Genomic DNA, 19,814 nt, shown 5'->3' with positions numbered 1-19,814 from the left:
TTCCAGCTCGGTGACCACGACCACCGGCAGGACGACCTCGTGCTCCTCGAAGCGGGTCATGGCGAGAGGGTCCGCCAGGAGCACGCTGGTGTCGAGAACGTACGTGCGCCGGTCTGGTGTCCGGCGGCTCTTGGAACTGACCACTAGGCCTCCAGAGCGGATGACCCTGCGTCATCCGCGGCAAGCCGGCCCCCGCTGCCCCGGTGGCCTCGGGGCCGGTCTGCTCGGAGTATTCCCAGGCGAGGGGCGGTGCATTCGCGCTCTCGGAGAACTGACGGATCATTGCCGGTGAACGTTTGGCCTCGCGCCGCGCCCGGGTACGCCAGCCCTACTGGGGGGTCGGCAGGGACCGGTGGGGGCCGACGGGCGTCGCCGAGGCCGTCACAGGCCCATCCGCCGGTGGCGCTCCTCGTACGCACGCAGCGCCCGGAGGAAGTCCACCTTCCGGAAGGCGGGCCAGTAGGCCTCGCAGAAGTAGAACTCGCTGTGCGCGCTCTGCCAGAGCAGGAAGCCGGACAGCCGCTGCTCGCCCGAGGTGCGGATGACGAGGTCCGGGTCGGGCTGGCCCTTGGTGTACAGGTGCTCGGCGATGTGCTCGACGTCGAGGATTTCGGCCAGTTCCTCGATCGAGGTGCCGCGCCCGGCGTGCTCCTGGAGCAGCGAGCGGACGGCGTCGGCGATCTCGTGCCGGCCGCCGTACCCGACGGCGACGTTCACGGTGATCCCGTCGATCCCGGCGGTCTCCTCGGCGGCCCGCTTGAGCACGTCCGCGGTGTGCTGCGGGAGCAGGTCCAGCGCGCCGACCGGGTGAACCCTCCAGCGGCGGGCGGCGGCCAGGCCGGTGACGGCGTCCTCGATGATCCCGAGCAGCGGGACCAGCTCGTCGGCCGGCCGGGAGAGGTTGTCGGTGGAGAGCATCCAGAGCGTGACGACCTTGACGTGGGTCTCGTCGCACCAGCCGAGGAACTCGCTGATCTTGTCGGCGCCGCGCTGGTGGCCGTAGGCGGTGGAGCCGCCGGTCGCCTTGGCCCAGCGGCGGTTGCCGTCGAGGATCACGCCGATGTGGTGGGGGGTGCGGGCGAGGTGGACCTCGACCCGGCGACCGTAGAGGCCGTACATACCGTCCAGCAGGGTGCGCAGACCCGGCGTGCGTTCGACGACATCGCGCAGACCCATGGTTTTCGGCCCCTCCGTACTCATTCACCGGGGTACGTCACAACCCCCGGCGCAGCCTACTCCGGCCCGGAGACAGTGGGTAAAGCCGCAGGTAGCGGTCCGGTCACAGTCCTGTGCGGAGTCTGTCGCGGGCGGCGTGGCGCAAGTGGCCGGAAGACACCCGCGCGAACACCCGGTGTCCCGCGGGGCTCCGGATACGGAACGGTATCCGGTTCCTTAAGGAATCCGTAAGCCGACGATCCAATGCTTGACGACCACCAATGGTCTAGTCCAGCTTTTGACCCAGGGCGGAACGAACACCGATCGCCGCCCGGCCGAAGGCAGTACTGCGGACGTAAATCCCTCCTCGCCCCCGGGCCGGAGGGAGCCCTCCCCCACACGCGGCCGCCGCGCCCCCCACCGCGGCGGCCGCTCCTCCCCCACAGGAGCGCACCTCCATGGCCCGTACGCTGAACCAGCCCGCGCACAAGCGCCGGCGCAGCACCCTCCCGGCCCTCGCCGCCGGTGCCACCGCCCTCGCCCTCGCGGGCAGCGGCCTCGCCCTCTTCGCCGGCGGCGCCAGCGCGGCGGCCGGCAACCTGGTCTCCAACGGCGGCTTCGACGCCGGTTCGACCGCCGGCTGGGTCTGTACCGGGGCCACCGGCGTCGTCTCCACTCCCGTCCACTCCGGCGCCGGCGCACTGCAGGCCACCCCGGGCGCCGCGGACACCGCCGAGTGCACCCAGACCGTCAGCGTGCTGCCCAACACCAGCTACACGCTGAGCGCCTGGGTCCAGGGCCCCTACGTCTACCTCGGTGCCCGCGGCACCGGCGGCACCGACCCGAGCAGCTGGTCCAACCAGAACAGCTGGAACCAGCTCTCCTCCACCTTCACCACCGGCGCGAACGTCAAGAACGTCACGCTGTACGTGCACGGCTGGTACGGCCAGAGCGCCTACCTCGCGGACGACATCACGCTGAGCGGCCCCGGCGGCACCTCCACCCCGAGCCCGACCGCGACGGCCACGGCCACCGCCACGCCGACCGCGACCGCCTCGCCGACGGCCACCGCCACCCCGACCGCGACCGCCACCCCCACGGCGACCGCCACCCCGACCCAGACCGCCACGCCGACCCCCACGGCGACCGCGACCACCACCCCGCCGGTCACCGGCCTGCCGAAGCACGTGGTCACCGGCTACTGGCACAACTTCGACAACGGCGCGACCGTCCAGAAGCTGAGCGACGTCCAGAGCGCCTACGACATCATCGCGGTCTCCTTCGCCGACGCCGTGCCGACCAAGGGCGGGGCGATCAGCTTCACCCTCGACCCGGCGCTCTCCAAGGCGCTCGGCGGCTACACCGACGCGCAGTTCCGCGCCGACCTGAAGGCCAAGCAGGCGGCCGGCAAGAAGGTCGTCCTCTCGATCGGCGGCCAGAACGGCGCGATCTCCGTCGGCGACGCCACCGCCGCGGCCGCGTTCACCGACAGCGCCTACGCGATCATCAAGGACTACGGCTTCGACGGCATCGACGTCGACCTGGAGAACGGCGTCAACCCGACCTACCTCGGCAACGCGCTGCACAGCCTGCAGGCCAAGGTCGGCCCGAACTTCATCCTGACGATGGCCCCGGAGACCATCGGGATGTACAGCACCGCCGGCGCGTACTTCCAGCTGGCGCTGAACACCAAGGACATCCTGACCGTCGTCAACACCCAGTTCTACAACTCGGGCGGCATGAACGGCTGCGACGGCAAGGTCTACAACCAGGGCACCATCGACTTCATCACCGCGCAGGTCTGCACCCAGATCCAGGGCGGCCTGCGGCCCGACCAGGTCGGCATCGGCGTCCCGGCCTCCAGCAAGGCGGCCGGCGGCGGCTACGTCTCGCCGACCGTGGTGAACAACGCGCTGGACTGCCTGGCCACCGGCAAGAACTGCGGCAGCTTCGTCCCGCCGGCCAAGTGGCCCACCATCCGCGGCGCGATGACCTGGTCCACCAACTGGGACGCCAACAACGGGAACGCCTTCTCCAACGCGGTCGGCCCGTTCGTCCACCAGATGCCGTAACTCCCCCCGGCGCGCCGCTCCTCGAGGGTGGGGCCTGCGCGCCGAGGGCGGGGCCCGTCGTACCGGACCGGTACGACGGGCTCCGCTCGTTCCCCGGCCGGCCCCGGCTCGTCGCGGCCCCGCTCGGTGCGGTCGCCGCGGGCCCGGCCTACTGCAGCAGCACCGCCGCCAGCGTGCCGAGCAGCAGGAACGGGCCCATCGGCAGGTCCAGTCCGCGCACCGGCCGCCGCCGCACCAGGGCGGCCACCGCGAGGGCCACCGCCCAGAGCCCGGCCAGCACCGAGGCCGCGAAGAGCCCGGTGAAGGCGGCCGACCAGCCGTACCGGCCGAGCAGCGCGCCGAGCCCGAGCGCCAGCACGGTGTCCCCCGCGCCCATCAGGCCGAACCAGCCGGGCAGTTCGAACAGCGCGGCGGCGGCGAGCGCCACCAGCAGGCAGCGCAGCAGCACGCCCGGGCGGCCGTCCGCCACCTCCACCACCACCAGCAGCAGGGCGAGGCCCGCCGCCAGCGTCCAGCTCAGCGGGTAGGGCAGCCGCCGCACCCGGGCGTCGGTGAAGCCGAGCACCACCCCGGGGCCGGCCGCCCAGAGCAGCAGCACCGCATCGGCCGGGTGCGCCGCCGACAGCGCGGCCGCCACCGCCGCGACGGTCACCGCCTCCACCCGCCAGGCGCCCGGGCCCAGCCGCTCCCGGCAGCCCGGGCAGCGCCCGCCGGGCGGCAGGCCGCGCAACTCCCGCTCGCACACCGGACACCGCGTGCACCACGGCCCGCCGTCCGGCACGGCGTAACGCACCACCAGCCCCCGCAGCGCGGGCGCCACCAGCAGGCCGCCCAGCACCGCCCCGAGCACGGCCGCGACCACGGCGCCCCCTCTCGTCCACTGCCGGAACCGGGTCCACGGGCACCGGTACCGTTCCCCGGGAACCGCCCGGCACTCGCCGGCGTCCGACCTCGCGGCGCCACATCCGAATTCCGGCGCCGCACCGACCTCATCATCCAACGGGGAAACACTGTGACCAACACTCAGAACGCGCTGCGCGCCGCCGTCCCGCTCGCCGCGCTGGCGCTCCTGCTGACCGCCTGCGGGCCGGAGAACGAGGACCCGGCCGCGGGCGCGGCGGGCGCCGGCGGCGGCGGCGCGAGCGTCGCGGCCACCGGCACGCCCGGCGCCACCGGAGCCCCGTCGGCCACCGGCGGCACGGCCGGCACCGCGGGCACCGGCGGCACGGCGGGTACGGCGGGCACGGCGGGCACGGCGGGCACCGGCGGTACGACGCCGAACCCCGTCCCGTCCGCCGCCACCAGCGGCAACCCGATCGGCGGGGCCGGCGGCGGCGCCGGCAAGATCGGCTACGACAACCCGCTGGCGCCCACCGCCACCGGCAGCTACCTGGGCAAGACCAAGGCCGACGTCACCCCGGTCTCGGTGGTCAAGGGCAGCCTGGCCGAGATCGCGTCGTACAACTTCAAGCCGGCCGACCTCGAGGGCAAGACGCCGTACTACGTGACCGTCTCGTTCACCAACCGCACCGGTGCCCCGCTCACCGACGAGTACTTCATGATGCGGTTCAAGGTGAAGTCGGACACCGCCGCCACCGGCGGCGTCCTGCCGGCCCCGACCATCCTGAAGTCGATCCCGCAGTGCGACTCCGGCAAGAAGCCGGGCACCCTGGCCGACGGCCAGGCCCAGCAGCAGTGTGCGGTCTATCTCGTCCCGACCAACACCCCGCCGAAGTTCCTCGTCTTCGGCAGCGTTCTGGACACCGAGCCCCTGATCTGGAAGGCCGGCTGACAGCTCCGCCTGCCGATCCAAGGAGGCCCTGGAAGGCGGTCCGGCGCGCGTCCCCGCACGCGCGCCGGACCGGCCCGGGATACCCCTAAAGTAGGCAGGCATGCAGGTCATCCAGTCCAGCAAGCTCGCCAACGTCTGCTACGACATCCGCGGCCCGGTGCTCGACGAGGCGATGCGGCTGGAGGAGCAGGGCCACCGCATCCTGAAGCTCAACACCGGCAATCCCGCCGTGTTCGGCTTCGACGCGCCCCCGGAGATCCTCCAGGACATCCTGCGCAACCTCTCCTCCGCGCACGGGTACGGCGACTCCAAGGGCCTGCTCGCCGCCCGCCGCGCCGTGGTGATGCACTACGAGGAGCGCGGGCTGCACGGTCTCACCGTCGAGGACGTCTTCCTCGGCAACGGCGTCTCGGAGCTGATCCAGCTGGCGATGACGGCCCTGCTGGACGACGGCGACGAGGTGCTCGTCCCGGCCCCGGACTACCCGCTCTGGACGGCCTCCGTCTCACTGGCCGGCGGCACCGCCGTGCACTACCGCTGCGACGAGCAGTCCGAGTGGTACCCGGACCTCGCCGACATCGAGGCGAAGGTGACCGACCGGACCAGGGCGATCGTGGTGATCAACCCGAACAACCCGACCGGCGCGGTCTACCCGCGCGAGGTCCTGGAGGGCCTGGTCGAGATCGCCCGCCGGCACAAGCTGGTGGTCTACGCGGACGAGATCTACGACAAGATCCTCTACGACGACGCCGAGCACATCCCGCTGGCCACGCTGGCCCCGGACCTCTTCTGCGTCACCTTCAACGGGCTCTCCAAGGCGTACCGGGTGGCGGGCTTCCGCTCCGGCTGGATGGTGCTCTCCGGCGACCGGCACCGCGCCCGCAGCTACATCGAGGGCCTGACCGTGCTCGCCTCGATGCGGCTGTGCGCCAACATGCCGGCCCAGCACGCGGTGGCCGCGGCGCTCGGCGGCCGGCAGTCGATCAAGGACCTCGTCCTCCCCGGCGGCCGGCTGCTGGAGTCCCGGGACGCCGCGTACCGGCTGCTCAACGAGATCCCCGGGGTCAGCTGCGTCAAGCCGAAGGGCGCGCTCTACGCGTTCCCCCGGCTGGACCCGAAGGTCTACAAGATCAAGGACGACGCCCAGATGGTGCTGGACCTGCTGCGCGCCGAGCGCATCCTGCTCGTCCAGGGCACCGGCTTCAACTGGCCCGAGCCGGACCACTTCCGCCTGGTCACCCTGCCCCGGGCCGAGGAGATCACCGACGCCGTCACCCGCATCGGCGACTTCCTCGGCGGCTACACCCAACCGTGACCCGCTGAGGGGTCCGGGCCGACAACGACCGGGGGCGCCGCGGGCCGGCACGATCCGCACGGCCCGGATCACCGCCATCATGCGGACCTGATGCCCGCCCGGCCGTCGGCGGCCGCCCGGGAAAAGCTACGGCCGGAGTCCCGGTCCGGACGATCTCCTTGGTCGGGGAAAGATCGTCCGGCGGGGCTCCGGCCGTCCTGTCGCTCGGTCGGTGCGCGATTCGTGCCACGCACCCACCACTACTCGCCGGGCTGAGGCTCAGGCTCAGCCGAGGCGGGCGACAAGGTCTCGGTACTCGTCCCACAGCTCGGTGGGCGTGTGGGAGCCGAAGAGCTCCAGGTGGGCCGGAACGAGTGCGGCCTCCTGACGCCAGATGTCGGCGTCCACGGTGAACAGCAGGTCCCGGTCGGCCTCGGAGAGGTCCAGGCCGTCCAGGTCGAAGCCCTCGACGGTCGGCAGCACGCCGATCGGGGTCTCGACGCCCTCGCCGGTGCCCTGCAGGCGCTCGACTATCCACTTCAGCACGCGGCTGTTCTCGCCGTAGCCTGGCCAGACGAAGTCGCCCGCGCCGTTCTTGCGGAACCAGTTCACGTAGTAGATCTTCGGCAGCTTGGCGGCGTCCGCCCGGGCGCCGACCTTCAGCCAGTGGGCGAAGTAGTCACCCATGTTGTAGCCGCAGAACGGCAGCATCGCGAACGGGTCGCGGCGCAGCTCGCCGACGGTGCCCTCGGCGGCGGCGGTCTTCTCGGAGGCGATGTTCGCGCCCAGGAAGACACCGTGCTGCCAGTCGAAGGACTCCGTCACCAGCGGGACGGCGGTGGCGCGGCGGCCGCCGAACAGGATGGCCGAGATCGGCACACCCGCCGGGTCCTCCCACTCGGGCGCGATGGTCGGGCACTGCGCGGCCGGGACGGCGAACCGGGCGTTCGGGTGGGCGGCCGGGGTGCCGGACTCCGGCGTCCAGTCGTTGCCGCGCCAGTCGGTCAGGTGCGCCGGCGGCTCCTCGGTCAGACCCTCCCACCAGACGTCACCGTCGTCGGTCAGCGCGACGTTGGTGAAGACGGTGTTGCCCCAGAGCGTCTCGATGGCGTTGGCGTTGGTGTCCGTGCCGGTGCCGGGGGCCACGCCGAAGAAGCCGGCCTCGGGGTTGATCGCGTAGAGGCGGCCGTCGGCGCCGAAGCGCATCCAGGCGATGTCGTCGCCGATCGTCTCGACCTTCCAGCCCGGGACGGTCGGCTGGAGCATGGCGAGGTTGGTCTTGCCGCACGCGGACGGGAAGGCCGCCGCGACGTACGTGGCCTCGCCGTTCGGCGGGGTGAGCTTGAGGATGAGCATGTGCTCGGCCAGCCAGCCCTCGTCGCGGGCCATGGTCGAGGCGATGCGCAGCGCGTAGCACTTCTTGCCGAGCAGGGCGTTGCCGCCGTAGCCGGAGCCGAAGGACCAGATCTCCCTGGTCTCGGGGAAGTGCGAGATGTACTTGGTGCTGTTGCACGGCCACGCCACGTCCGCCTCGCCCTCGGCGAGCGGAGCACCGACGGTGTGCACGGCCTTGACGAAGTCGCCGTCCTCGCCGAGCTGGTCCAGCACGGCCCGGCCCATGCGGGTCATCACGCGCATCGAGACGGCGACGTACGCGGAGTCGGTGATCTCGACGCCGTAGGCGGCCAGCGGGGAGCCGACCGGGCCCATCGAGAAGGGCACGACGTACATCGTGCGGCCCTTCATCGAGCCGCGGAAGAGACCGCTCTCGCCCTGGAAGACCTCCCGCATCTCGGCGGGGGCCTTCCAGTTGTTGGTCGGACCGGCGTCCTTCTCCTGCTCGGAGCAGATGTAGGTGCGGTCCTCGACGCGCGCCACGTCCGTGGGGTCCGAGGCGGCGTAGTAGGAGTTGGGGCGCTTCTTCTCGTCGAGCTTCCTGAAGGTGCCCTGAGCCACCAGCAGGTCCGCGAGGCGCTGGTACTCCTCCTCGGACCCGTCGCACCACTCGATGCGGGCCGGCTGGGTGAGCTCCGCGATCTCGCTCACCCAGGCCAGCAGGCGCTTGTGACGGGTGGGCGCGGATGCGCTGAGAGCGAGGTTCTCGTACGACACGATCGCTCCGTTTCACGCCATCTCGGCACGGAGACGGCGTAGCGGGGGTTTGAGGGTGCTTGCAGCGTAGCTCCGGCCTCAAGCCCCGAATACGGCGTAGCGGTGAAATTGACTCATCTTTTACTACATTCAGTCTGGTTACTTGTTGGTAATCAGTCGCCTTCGGCCGACCCCGGACCCGTGCGCCCGACCCCCGAACACTCCAAAACGTCCAAGTAGTGATGATCACCACTTCCTACGCGTCAGTAACCTACGGATCCGTAGGTAACGGGTAGCATGCTGCCCATGACTGCTGAGCTCCTGGAGAGCGCGGAGCGTGCGGAGAGCAAGCCGACCTGGCGAGGCTGGCTGCACGCCGCGATGTTCCCCGCCACGGTGGCCGCCGGGATCGTGCTGATCTGCCTGGCCGACTCCACGCCCGCCAAGATCGCCTGCGCGATCTACTCGGTCAGCGCCTGGCTGCTGTTCGGGGTCAGCGCGGTCTACCACCGCTTCACCTGGGGACCGCGCGGCGACGCCGTACTGCGCCGCCTCGACCACGCGAACATCTTCCTGATCATCGCGGGCACCTACACCCCGTTCACCATCCTGCTGCTGCAGGGCGCCGCGCAGCAGGTGCTGCTCTGGGCGGTCTGGGGCGGTGCGCTGGCGGGGATAGCGTTCCGGGTGTTCTGGGTCGGCGCGCCGCGCTGGCTGTACACGCCGGTGTACATCGCGCTGGGCTGGGCCGCCGCCTTCTTCCTGCCGGACTTCCTGCGCACCGGCGGGGTCGCGGTGCTGGTCCTGATGATCGTCGGCGGGGTGCTCTACAGCGTCGGCGGCGTGGTGTACGGGCTCAAGCGGCCCAACCCCTCACCGCGCTGGTTCGGCTTCCACGAGGTGTTCCACGCCTTCACCCTCGGAGCCTTCATCGTGCAGTACGTCGGGGTCTCACTGGTGGCGTACAGCGCGGCCGGCTGAACCCGGCGCCCCACGACGGGCGGTCGGCCGGTCCAGCGACCGGGCGGCCGCCCGTTCCGCCGTCCACTCCGGGCCCGGCCGGCCGGGCCGGCCGCGGTCCGGGCGCTCGTGCGCCGAGCCGTCGTGCCCCGGGCGCTCGTACGCCGACCGCTCGCGCCCCGGCCGCTCCCGCGCGACGCGCTCGCGGGCCGCGCGGTCGTGGGCCGGGTGGTCGGAGGCCGGCCCCTCGGAGACCAGCCCCTCGGAGACCAGTCCCTCGGAGCCCCGGCGCTCGGGGGCCGGGTACTCGCGCACCGGATACTGCCGGCCCGGGTGCTCGCGGATCAGCTGCTCACGCGCCCCGTACGGGCGGGAGCCGGCCTGTCGCGCGTCCAGCGCCTCGCGGGCCCGGCGGCAGCGCTCGCAGTGCGCGGCGTCCGGGATGCCGCGACCCGGGCGGTGCCCGCGCGCCGGACGCCGGTCGCGCGGTCCGGCCTGCTGATGCAGCAGCTGCCAGCGCCGGCCGACGTACACCATCAGCAGCAGCACCTCGACCCCGGCGACCCCCAGCACCAGCGCGGCACCGTTGATCAGATAGGCCGCGACCACGGCCAGCGCGGACACCACCACCACTGCCGCACCCCAGACCTGGGCGCTCGACTCCCTGCCGGCCATTCGACTTCCCCTTCCTGCGCCGGGCTCGTGGTCGGCTCCTGCCGCCCCACCCCTTCTCCGCTCTCGGCACGCTTCGGCCCGCACTGACCGATTGCCACATCGTATCTACCGTCCGTCACCCGGAGTCGCCCCGAGGCGGCGAACGCCAGATCAACGTTGCGTCAATTCCTTGTGCGGAACGCGCACTTCCAGGACACGTCACGGAACGTGACGAACGCCGTCGAACCGTCGGCGTGTTGACGGTCGCCATCTTTTGGGAGTTACTGTCATTTGACAGGAACTCCCTCGACCGCGAACGCTCCGGAGGCTTCCGTGCCCACGCCCGCCGTACCCGCCCCGCCCGCCCCACCCGGACCGGACCCACGGCGCTGGCTGGCGCTGGTCGCCGTCGCACTGAGCGTCCTGGTCATCAGCTTCGACATGACGGTCCTCAACGTGGCCCTGCCGACCCTGGCCTCCCAGCTGCGGGCCACCACCGGGCAGCAGCAGTGGATCGTCGACTCCTACACGGTGGTCTTCGCCGCCGCGATGCTCCCGGCCGGCCTGCTCGGGGACCGCTTCGGCCGCCGCCGCACCCTCACCGTCGGCCTCGCCCTGTTCGGCCTCGCCTCCGCCGTCGGCATGCTCGCCGACAGCCCCGGCACCCTGGTCGCCGCCCGCGCCGCGATGGGCCTGGCCGGCGCCCTGGTCATGCCGATGTCCCTGGCGGTGATCCCCGGCCTGTTCCCGGCCGGCGAGCAGCGCCGCGCCACCGCGATCCTGTCCGCCGCGCTCGCCGTCGGCACCCCGCTCGGCCCGCTGATCGGCGGCTTCCTGCTGCAGCACTTCTGGTGGGGCTCGGTCTTCGTGATCAACGTCCCGCTGACGGTGCTCGGCATCGTCGCCTGCGTCGTGCTGCTCCCGGAGACCCGCGACCCCGCCGCGCCCCGGATCGACGTGCTCGCCACCGTGCTCGGCGCGGGCGGTCTGGCCGCGCTGACCTACGGCATCATCGAGGGCCCCGACCGCGGCTGGGCCGACCCGCTGGTGCTGGGCATGATCGGCGGCTCGCTGGTCGCCCTCACCGTCCTGGTGCTGCGCAGCCGCCACCAGCGCGCTCCGATGCTCGACCTCGCCCTGCTCGCGGACCCGACCTTCCGCTGGGCCGCGGTGGCGGCGACGCTGGTCTCGCTGGTGCTCTTCGGGGCGTTCTTCGTGCTGCCGCTGTACTTCCAGAGCGTGCTGGGCGCGGACGCCTTCGGCACCGGGCTGCGGCTGATGCCGATGATGCTCGGGCTGATGGTGGCCGCCAAGCTCAGCGAGGGGCTGGTCGCCCGGATCGGCCCCCGGGCGGTGATCGCCCTCGGGCTGACCTCGCTGGCCGCCGCCCTGCTGCTCGGCAGCCGCACCGCCGTCTCCGACGGCTACGGCCCGGCGGCCGTCTGGCTCACCCTGCTCGGCCTGGGCATGGGCCTGTCGCTCATCACCGCCCAGGCCTCCGCGCTGCTCACCCTGCCGCCGGCCCGGGCCGGGGTCGGCGCCGGGCTGATGCAGACGCTGCGCCAGGTCGGCGGCGCGATCGGGGTCGCCGTCTTCGGCAGCCTGCTGGCCGACGCGTACCGCGGTGCGCTGGACACCGCCGCGCTGTCCGCCGACGCCGCGCACCGGGCCGGCCAGTCGGTGGTCGCCGCCGACGCGGTCGCCGCCGCCTCGGGGGACCGGGTGCTGGCCGCCTCCGCCCATGCCGCCTACGTCCACGGCATGACGGTGGTCCTGCTCGTCTCCGGGGTGATCGCCCTGCTGTCGGCGGTCCTGGTCGCGCTGCGGATGCCGGCCGCCGAGGCGCGCGTCGCCGGCGGCGCCGACCCGGCCGCGGAGACCGCCGCCGTACCCGCCGCCGATCACGGATAATCGAAGGTATGAGCGCAGAGCAGCCGACCACGGCGCCCCCGGCAGGCCCGGCCCACCCGGTCCAGGCGCTGCTGGAGGCGCCGCTGTCGCTGCGCGAGCGGAAGAAGCTGAAGACCCGCCAGGCGATCCGCCGCGAGGCCTACCGGCTGATCGCGGCACAGGGCTACGAGAGCACCACCGTGGAGCAGATCGCGGCGGCGGCCGAGGTCTCGCAGTCCACCTTCTTCCGGTACTTCGCCACCAAGGAGGACCTCGTCCTCAGCGACGAGTACGACCCGGCGATGGTCACCGCGCTGCTGGCCCGGCCCTCTGACGAACCGTTTCTGCAGTCCTGCCGGGAGGCCATCGTCGGCCTGGTCCGCGAACTGCTCCAGCACGAGCGGGACGAACTGCTCACCCGGATGCGACTGGTCCACAGCGTCCCCGCGCTGCGCGCCAGGATGCACGAGACCGCCAACGACCCGCAGCGGCTCTACCTCGACGTCCTGGCCCGGCGCCACGGCGTCGAGGAACCGACCTTCGCGATGCGGATCACCGCGGCCGCCATCGGGGCGGCGACCACCGAGACCGTCCTGCGGTGGGCCGAGAGCGACGGCGAGCAGGACATCGCGGAGCTGGTCGACCGCGCCTTCGCCCTGCTGGGGCGCGGCTTCACCGACCTCTAGAACAACGGGGGCGGCGACGGGGCCCGGCCGCCGTGCCGGACCCCGCCGCCGCCCACCCGGTGGGCGCCCTACCCGCGCCGGGCACCCGCCCGACGCCGCAGGGCGATGCCCGCACCCACCAGCGCGGTGACACCCAGGGCCCCCGCCGCCGTGACGGCGGGCAGTCCGCTGCCGCCACCCGCCACGGCGGCCTCCGGCCCGGTGGCGTCCGGCTGGTAGCCGCCGCCCTTGCCGGCCCGGTCGTAGGCCGAGCCGGGCAGCTTGTCCCCGTACCGCTGGTGGACCAGCCGCTGGTACGCCGCCAGGCTCACCCCGGCCTCGCCCACCGAGCGCCGCGCCTCGTCGTCCAGCGGCAGCACCCGGCCGTCCCGCAGCACGTACCAGGCGTTGAGCTGCGGTTCGCGGAAGGCCGTCCCGCCGCCGCCGGCCGCCGCCCGCGCCGCGTAGTCGGTCTCGTCGCCGCCGGAGGCGATGTTGACCACCCGCCAGCTCCCGCCCTGCTGGACCGTCCAGACCGAGGCCACCTGGCCGTCCGCCGAGACGGCCTTGCTGGCGGTGTACTCGGCCTTCGCCACCGGGGCGCCCGGGGCGCCGGCCACGAAGTCCGCGTCCAGGGTGTAGACGGGCACGGTGTCGCCCGCCAGCCTCGGCGCGGCCTCGCTCGCCGCCCGCGCCTCCTCGGCCGCGCCGATGGTGAGCTGCTGGGTCGGCGGGACGCCCTTGCGGGCGAAGAAGTGGCCCAACCGGTCCAGGACGGCCTGGTCCTGGACGGCGCCCCGGGCCTGGGCGAGGTCGGCCGCGGCGACCGGCGCGGGGGTGCCCGCGGAGGTGCCGGCCGGGCTGTCCGCCTGGGCGGCCGGGGTGACGGCCAGGCCGAGGCCGGCGGCGAGCAGGACGGCGACGGCCGTGTTGCGGATGCTGGTCATGGTCGCCCTCACGCGCCGATCCGGTACAGGGAGTGGGTCCAGGAGAACGTGCCGTTGGACACGTAGTAGTTGTAGTCCGCCCAGTTGTAGCGGGTGTTGGAGGGCCACGGATCGCCCCAGTAGACCCAGTTGCTACCGGTGTCGTAGCCGTAGACCACGTGCATGTGGCCGCCGCCGGAGCTCCACTGGATCCGGGTCTCGACCGGGCGGTTGGCGTTCACCTCGGTCTGCACGGTGCTGTAGCGCAGGTACCCGGTGACGTACGAGCCGGGGTTGATGCCGACCCAGCTCAGACCGTTCTGCACATCGCCCAGCGTGGCCTGGCTGTTGGGGCAGCTGGAGCCGGTCGAGCGGCCGAACGCCGCGTTGCAGAACTGGTTCTGGCTGTAGTTGTAGCCGAACCAGGTGGCGATGGTGTTGCCGCTCGCCGCCCAGCACCAGTTGGACTGCTGTTGCTGCTGCATGGTGATGTTGAGCTTCTTGAACGTGCCGGCCAGATCGGCCGTACTGCCCGGCGCCGCGGCCGGACGGACCCGGGCGGACGCACCGGTGGGGGCCGGTGCGGCCGAGGCCGGGGTGGTGGCCGCGACGCTGAGCGCCGGGCCGAGCACGCCCAGCGCGAGCACCGCGACGGCGCGGCGCAGACGTATCCGTGGAACTGGCATGGGGGAGTTTCTCCTTGCACGGCAGAGGAGTGGGGGTTCCTTCTGGGTGCGGTCCGGATCGCGCCACCGAGCATCGCGCCGTTGACCGAAGCTGGTCAACGGCCTTCACACCCCGCGGCACGCGGTGTGAACGGCCCGGCCCAGGTGTGAACGCCACCCCGGAAACGCCCGCACGGCACGCCCCGACCGGTGACAAACCGCCTTCCACATGTGAATATTCACGACCAACCGGTGTCCGCCCTGCCCGCCCACCGAGGAGGCCGCCATGCAGCGGAGCGACCAGGCCGACCTCGCCACCGCCCTGCGCACCGGCCCGTTCCACGTGGCCCTGCGCACCGCCATCGCCGCCCGCGGCCTCGCCCTGCACCGCATCCGCCGGCACCTCGCCCTGCGCGGCATCCACGTCGGGGTCACCAGCCTCAGCTACTGGCAACAGGGCCGCCGCCGGCCCGACCGCCCCGAATCGCTGCGCGCGGTCCAGGCCCTGGAGGAGGTCCTGGAGCTCCCCGAACACTCCCTCACCCGGCTGCTCGGCCCCCGCCGGGCCACCCCCGCCGACCCGGTCGGCCCGCCCGTGCGCCCCTACCGGGACCTCATCTCCCCGGCCGCCGCCGTCGACGACCTGCTCGCCGCCCTCGCGAGCCCGCGCGACACCGGGCTGCACACCATCACCCACATCGAGCGGATCCGGATCGGCGCCGACCGCCAGATGCTGCGCCGCGACTCCCAGCACGCGCTGCGCGCCCACCGCGACGGCATCGACCGCTACCTGGCCCTCTACCAGGGGGACCCCGGCTGCGACATCTCCCGGGTCGGCGTGCGCGCCGAGGAGAACTGCCGCCCCGGCCGGATCCGCCGCGACCAGGCCCACGACCTGCTGGTCGCCGAGCTCCTCCTCGACCGCCGGCTGCGGGCCGGCGACACCCACCTGCTCGGCTACGGCTTCGACGACAGCCCGTCACCCGCACCCGGCTGCGAGTACGTCCGCGGCTTCAACTCGGGCGCCGGCCAGTACGTCCTCCAGGTCACCTTCCACCCCGACGCCCTGCCCGTGCGCTGCCACCGCTTCGCCCTCCGCTCCCCCGGCGAAAGACCGTACGAGACAGAGGAGTTGACCCTCGACGGCCACCACTGCGTCCACCTGGTGGCGACGGCCCTGCAGCCCTGCCTGCTCGGCGTCCGGTGGGACTGGGAGTGACGGACCCGGGGCCGGGCGGGCCCTACCGCTCCGCGGCGCCCAGCCGCTCGGCCAGCACCGCGGGATCGGTGGTCGGCGCTTCACAGGCGAAGTGCCGGCAGATGTACGCGGCGGGCACGCCACCCACCAGCGGCCGGTGCGCCAGCAGCGGCACCCCGGCACCGTCCGCCGCGCCGTCCGACACCGACGCGGTGGCCGGCGCGGTGGGCTCGCCGACCGCGACCACCGCACCGGGCGCGGTGCCCAGCAGCGCCGCCCGGTGCAGCGCGGCCGTCGCCGGATCGCCCGCCGGGCCGACCACGGCGACCTCGCGCGGACCGTCGACCAGCGCCTCGGCCACGGCCAGGCCCCAGCCGATGAACCGCGGCGCCCGGGTGGCCAGCGCCCCGACGATGCCGAGCGCCCGCTCGGCGGCCGTACGGTGGCGCGCCGACCCGGTGTACGCGGCGTAGGTGAGCAGCGCACCCGCGGCGGCCGTCCAGCCGGACGGGGTCGCGTTGTCGGTCGGGTCCTGCGGGCGCCGGATCAGCTCCTCGGCGTCGTCGGCGGTGTCGTAGAGCGCGCCGGACGCCTCGTCCACGAAGTGCTTCAGCACGGTGTCCAGCAGGCCGCCGGCGAGTTGCAGCCACTCCGCCGCGCCGGTCACCGCGTAGAGCGCGAGGAAGCCCTCGGCGGTGTCCGCGTAGTCCTCCAGGACGCCCGCGTTGGCACCGGCCCGGCCGTCCCGGGAGGTGCGCAGCAGCCGGCCGTCGGGCGTGAGGTGAACGGCGAGCAGCAGGTCGGCGGCGCGTTCGGCGGCCTCGACCAGGTCGGGCCGCTCCAGCAGCGCACCGGTCTCGGCGAGCGCGGCGATCGCCAGCCCGTTCCAGGCGGCGACCACCTTGTCGTCCCGGGCGGGGGCCGGCCGTTCGGCCCGCGCGGCGAACAGCCTCGCCCGGACGCGCTCGGCCGCCTCGGCGTCCTGCGGGTCGGCGAGCAGTTGCAGCACCGAGGAGCCGTGCTCGAACGTCCCCGCCGCGGTCACCTCGTAGAGCTCCGCCGCGAGGGCGGCGTCCGCCTCCCCGAGCACCTCGGCCAACTGCTCCGGGGTCCAGGCGTAGTACGCCCCCTCGACCGACGCGCCGCTCGCCCGGTCCAGGCTGTCCGCGTCCAGCGCCGAGGCGAACGCCCCCTCGGGGGTGCGCAGTTCACGCAGCAGGAAGTCCGCCGTGGAGAGCGCCACCCGCCGGGCGAGCGGGGAGCCGGTGGCCCGCCAGAGGTGCAGGTACGCGCGGAGCAGCAGCGCGTTGTCGTAGAGCATCTTCTCGAAGTGCGGGACGACCCAGTCGGCGTCCACCGCGTAGCGGGCGAAGCCGCCGCCGAGCTGGTCGTGGATGCCGCCGCGGGCCATCGCCCCGGCGGTCCGCACGGCCATCTCCAGCGCGGCCTGCGAGCCGGTCCGGGCGTGGTGGCGCAGCAGGAACTCGATCACCATGGCCGGCGGGAACTTGGGCGCGCCGCCGAAGCCGCCGCGCCGGGCGTCGAAGTCCCGGCCGAGCGCGACCAGCGCCTCGTGCAGCTCCGGCTCGCCCGGCGGCCGGTGGACCCCGCCGCCGACCGCGTACACCGAGGCCCGCTCGGCCAGGTCGGTCCGGATCCGGGCGGCGACCTCGCCGACCTCCTCGCGCCGGTCCCGCCAGGCCGCGTCGACGCCCTCCAGGACCTGCCGGAAGGACGGCATCCCGTGCCGGGGCTCCGGCGGGAAGTACGTCCCGAAGTAGAACGGGTCCTTGTCGGGCGTGAGGAAGACCGTCATCGGCCAGCCGCCCTGCCCGGTCGCGGCCTGCACCGCCTCCATGTAGACCGCGTCGACGTCCGGCCGCTCCTCGCGGTCGACCTTCACCGCGACGAACCGCTCGTTGGCGTACCCGGCCAGCTCGTCGTCCTCGAAGGACTCGTGGGCCATCACGTGGCACCAGTAAATTAGTAGAAGCATAAGTGACAGGACGCATAGCCCACACTCAAGAGGATGGGTACGTCCCGTCGCTTCGCTTCATTGATCGCCTCCTCTCCCCATGGCCACCAATCCACTGGGTTGGAGGCGTGCTGGAGCAGGTACGGCGACGTCGCGTTCGCGAGTCGGTTCATACCGTCATCGTCGCATGATCGAGACCGCCCGGCGTTGCTTTCGAGCAGCCGAGCCAGGAGTTAGACCTTGAGCACAACCCGTGACCGGAACGCCATGACCAACGTCTCGCCCGAGGATGAAGGGCCGGACGATCTTGAGCTGCGCGGGAGGCCCGCCGGGCTCGCTCCGCCGGAGGAGCTTGCTCGGCTGCACCCCGACACGCCCTTCTTGATCGGCTACTCCCGTATCTCGGACGACTGGCGCAAGAACAACAGCCAGAAAGCCGCCAAGTCCGCGTGGTCGGCTGGCAAGGGCGTGGCCAACCAGCACCGCCGCAACGACCGGAACGCGGCTCGCCACGATGCCGTGATCGTCCACCGGTACACGGACAACGACCTGTCGGCCTCGAAGAAAGACGTGGTGCGGCCGGACTTCCTGGCGATGCTCCGGGACCTCAAGCGGGGACACACCCCGGAGGGCTACCCGGTCCACGGGGTCATCTGCGTGGACCAGGACCGCGTGCAGCGCACGGACCGGGACTGGGAGGACTTCGTCGAGGCGATCACGCTCGACCCGAGCCGGCGCTTCTACACCCCGTCGGGGCCGATGGATCTCACCGAGGAAAGCGAGATCATCAAGACCGGCATCATGGCGGTGGTCAACAAGGCCGAGTCGATGAAGAAGAAGCGGCGCATCCGCGACTGGCACCAGGACCGAATACTCGACGGTCTGCCCCACAGTGGACCGAGGCCGTTCGGCTGGAAGGAAGACCGGCAGACGCTTGAGCCGCCCGAGGCAGAATTTCTGTCATGGGCTATTGACGAGCGCATCAAGGGCAAAGCGGTTCAGACTCTCTGCGACGAATCAAAAAAGCGAGGGTTGACGGGAACTCGCGGGAACGATCTCGTCCCGCAGACACTCACGCAGATGATGACCGCTCCTCGCGTGTGCGGATATCGCGCGAACCGCGGAAAGCTCGTTCTGGATGACGACGGCGAGCCGATCGTGGGCATTTGGGAGACCGTGACCACACCGGAGAAGTGGGAGGCGGTGTGCGCCACCTTCGGACCGGGGAGCACCTATCTTGCCCGCGGCTCCGGCACACCAGCGATCACCGGCATCCCGAAGACCATCAAGTACCTGGGCTCGACACTTCTTCGCTGCCAGTACCGCATCGAGGAGGAGAAGGACGGAGTGGTCAAGACTCGCGTCTGCAACGAGCCCATGGGCGGGTCGAAGGCCGCGAGCAAGCGAAGCCCGTACGTCTACACCTGCGCGACATGCTCGCGCAACGCGATCTCCGGCCCCATGGTCGACAAGCAGCTCCAGCGCCTGGTGCTGGCGAAACTGAAGAAGGCCCAGGCCACTTTCATTCCGGTCAAGGTCGCATGGCCTGACGAGAAGAAACTCCAACAGAAGGCTGACAAGCTCGCCGAATTGGAAAGGCAGTGGGAGGACGACGAGGTCCCCGACTCGATGTTCTACCGTTTGGCGCCTCCCCTGGAGAAGGCAATCAAGAAGCTGCGCAGTGAACGAGCCAAGTTCGAATTGGCGGCAGCGACGAAAAACGAGGCCCCTAACGACGTGGCCAAGAAGTGGCTCTCCGGCGAGTATGACCTTTCTCAGAAGCGTCAGGTGCTGTTCGAGATCTTCGCCGCAGTCCAGGTTCTTCCTGGACAGAAGGGGAACAAGATACCGAACCCCAAGAGGCTCATCCCTGTGTGGAAGTAGCGGACCCGGGCCTGGACGGATTGGGCTCCGTGGGCAAGCGGCGGTGACGACAATTCCCGGATGCCGTCACCGCCGCTTGCCCGGGTTCGCTTGAACCAGGACTGAGGCCGCCGCAGTGCCCGGCCCGGCGTGGTCGACCTCACGTCGCGGTCGGTCTCGCTCACAGGGCGCGCGCCGTACGGTCGGAGGGGGACCAGGACCGCGAGCACGAACGGGAACGAACGGTGGAGCACGACACTGGGGCCTCCGTGATGGCCACCTGCACTCGGTGCAGGAGCGTAATCGAGCGGACCCCGCACCCCTCCGGCGCCTGCTTCGGGTGGCCTTGTCACGCCCGCCCCCGACCCGAGGCCGCCGCCCGGCTCGAACTCCTTCTCCAGCCCGGCCTCGACGTCGTCCTGCCCGGCGCCCAGCAGGCGGCAGAACTTTCCGAACAGGCCCAGTCCTCCGAGCACCGCCGTACGGCCAGGCTGAGCCGCCGCCGGCACCCTCCCACCCGCATCCGTGTCGAAGCCGTCACCACCGCCGCTGCCCCGGGTCAGCGCTGAGACCCGACGCTCGACCTCGATCTGGTTGCTGGTGCAACCCTCCGG

15 protein-coding genes and 1 pseudogene are annotated in these 19,814 nt (G+C 72.2%); 8 read left to right on the top strand and 8 right to left on the bottom strand.

What is annotated here, in order from left to right; genetic code table 11:
• The coding region (locus ACWDRR_RS33025; protein WP_449775944.1) for a PIN domain-containing protein at positions 1–144 on the bottom strand (144 nt) is incomplete at its 3' end.
• A gap of 237 nt (positions 145–381) precedes the next feature.
• Positions 382–1,176: an isoprenyl transferase gene (locus ACWDRR_RS33020; protein ID WP_449775943.1), complete on the bottom strand. Its 795-nt coding sequence runs from the start codon at positions 1,174–1,176 to the stop codon at positions 382–384.
• Positions 1,177–1,613: 437 nt separating this feature from the next.
• Here ACWDRR_RS33020 and ACWDRR_RS33015 point away from each other — a divergent pair, with 437 nt between their 5' ends.
• A complete protein-coding gene (locus ACWDRR_RS33015; protein WP_449775942.1) occupies positions 1,614–3,227 on the top strand; it encodes a chitinase in 1,614 nt (537 codons plus the stop codon).
• Between the two features lie 148 nt (positions 3,228–3,375).
• Here ACWDRR_RS33015 and ACWDRR_RS33010 read toward each other — a convergent pair whose 3' ends face one another.
• The gene (locus ACWDRR_RS33010; RefSeq protein WP_449775941.1) at positions 3,376–4,089 is read right to left on the bottom strand and encodes a prepilin peptidase; all 714 of its coding nucleotides are present in this window, start codon (positions 4,087–4,089) and stop codon (positions 3,376–3,378) included.
• A gap of 150 nt (positions 4,090–4,239) precedes the next feature.
• Between ACWDRR_RS33010 and ACWDRR_RS33005 the strand changes: the two genes are divergently transcribed.
• Complete coding sequence (locus tag ACWDRR_RS33005; RefSeq protein WP_449775940.1) at positions 4,240–5,019, top strand: hypothetical protein; 780 nt, start codon at positions 4,240–4,242, stop codon at positions 5,017–5,019.
• A 100-nt stretch (positions 5,020–5,119) separates the two neighbouring features.
• Positions 5,120–6,334 carry a pyridoxal phosphate-dependent aminotransferase gene (locus tag ACWDRR_RS33000; protein ID WP_449775939.1) on the top strand — a complete coding sequence of 405 codons (1,215 nt, stop codon included), beginning with the start codon at positions 5,120–5,122 and terminating at the stop codon, positions 6,332–6,334.
• Positions 6,335–6,598: 264 nt separating this feature from the next.
• Here the strand turns inward: ACWDRR_RS33000 and ACWDRR_RS32995 are convergent, their stop codons facing one another.
• Positions 6,599–8,425: a phosphoenolpyruvate carboxykinase (GTP) gene (locus tag ACWDRR_RS32995; RefSeq protein ID WP_449775938.1), complete on the bottom strand. Its 1,827-nt coding sequence runs from the start codon at positions 8,423–8,425 to the stop codon at positions 6,599–6,601.
• 276 nt (positions 8,426–8,701) lie between these two features.
• Here ACWDRR_RS32995 and trhA point away from each other — a divergent pair, with 276 nt between their 5' ends.
• Entirely contained in the window at positions 8,702–9,385 is a 684-nt protein-coding gene (gene trhA, locus ACWDRR_RS32990) for a PAQR family membrane homeostasis protein TrhA (RefSeq protein ID WP_449775937.1), read from the top strand.
• Here trhA and ACWDRR_RS32985 read toward each other — a convergent pair.
• Positions 9,356–10,039: a hypothetical protein gene (locus ACWDRR_RS32985; protein WP_449775936.1), complete on the bottom strand. Its 684-nt coding sequence runs from the start codon at positions 10,037–10,039 to the stop codon at positions 9,356–9,358. The genes trhA and ACWDRR_RS32985 overlap by 30 nt on opposite strands.
• Positions 10,040–10,351: 312 nt before the next feature.
• Between ACWDRR_RS32985 and ACWDRR_RS32980 the strand changes: the two genes are divergently transcribed.
• Together ACWDRR_RS32980 and ACWDRR_RS32975 are read left to right on the top strand one after the other, a co-directional pair.
• Complete coding sequence (locus tag ACWDRR_RS32980) at positions 10,352–11,929, top strand: MFS transporter (RefSeq protein ID WP_449775935.1); 1,578 nt, start codon at positions 10,352–10,354, stop codon at positions 11,927–11,929.
• Positions 11,930–11,937: 8 nt separating this feature from the next.
• Entirely contained in the window at positions 11,938–12,594 is a 657-nt protein-coding gene (locus tag ACWDRR_RS32975) for an acyl-CoA-like ligand-binding transcription factor (RefSeq protein ID WP_449775934.1), read from the top strand.
• Positions 12,595–12,662: 68 nt separating this feature from the next.
• Here ACWDRR_RS32975 and ACWDRR_RS32970 read toward each other — a convergent pair whose 3' ends face one another.
• Both ACWDRR_RS32970 and ACWDRR_RS32965 read right to left on the bottom strand, forming a co-directional pair.
• Positions 12,663–13,520, bottom strand: a complete 858-nt coding sequence (locus ACWDRR_RS32970; protein ID WP_449775933.1) for a hypothetical protein — start codon at positions 13,518–13,520, stop codon at positions 12,663–12,665.
• An 8-nt stretch (positions 13,521–13,528) separates the two neighbouring features.
• A complete protein-coding gene (locus ACWDRR_RS32965) occupies positions 13,529–14,185 on the bottom strand; it encodes a papain-like cysteine protease family protein (protein ID WP_449775932.1) in 657 nt (218 codons plus the stop codon).
• 265 nt (positions 14,186–14,450) lie between these two features.
• Here ACWDRR_RS32965 and ACWDRR_RS32960 point away from each other — a divergent pair, with 265 nt between their 5' ends.
• Complete coding sequence (locus tag ACWDRR_RS32960) at positions 14,451–15,383, top strand: hypothetical protein (RefSeq protein ID WP_449775931.1); 933 nt, start codon at positions 14,451–14,453, stop codon at positions 15,381–15,383.
• A 22-nt stretch (positions 15,384–15,405) separates the two neighbouring features.
• On the opposite strand, the pseudogene ACWDRR_RS32955 reads toward ACWDRR_RS32960, so the two are convergent.
• Positions 15,406–17,510 (bottom strand): annotated as a pseudogene (locus ACWDRR_RS32955) (thioredoxin domain-containing protein).
• A gap of 67 nt (positions 17,511–17,577) precedes the next feature.
• Here ACWDRR_RS32955 and ACWDRR_RS32950 point away from each other — a divergent pair.
• The gene (locus tag ACWDRR_RS32950) at positions 17,578–19,221 is read left to right on the top strand and encodes a recombinase family protein (protein ID WP_449775930.1); all 1,644 of its coding nucleotides are present in this window, start codon (positions 17,578–17,580) and stop codon (positions 19,219–19,221) included.
• Positions 19,222–19,814 lie beyond the last annotated feature (593 nt).

It is taken from the genome of Kitasatospora sp. NPDC003701 (assembly GCF_053587085.1).
Note: the sequence above shows the minus strand (reverse complement) of the source record. Positions and strands in the feature narration are given on the sequence as shown.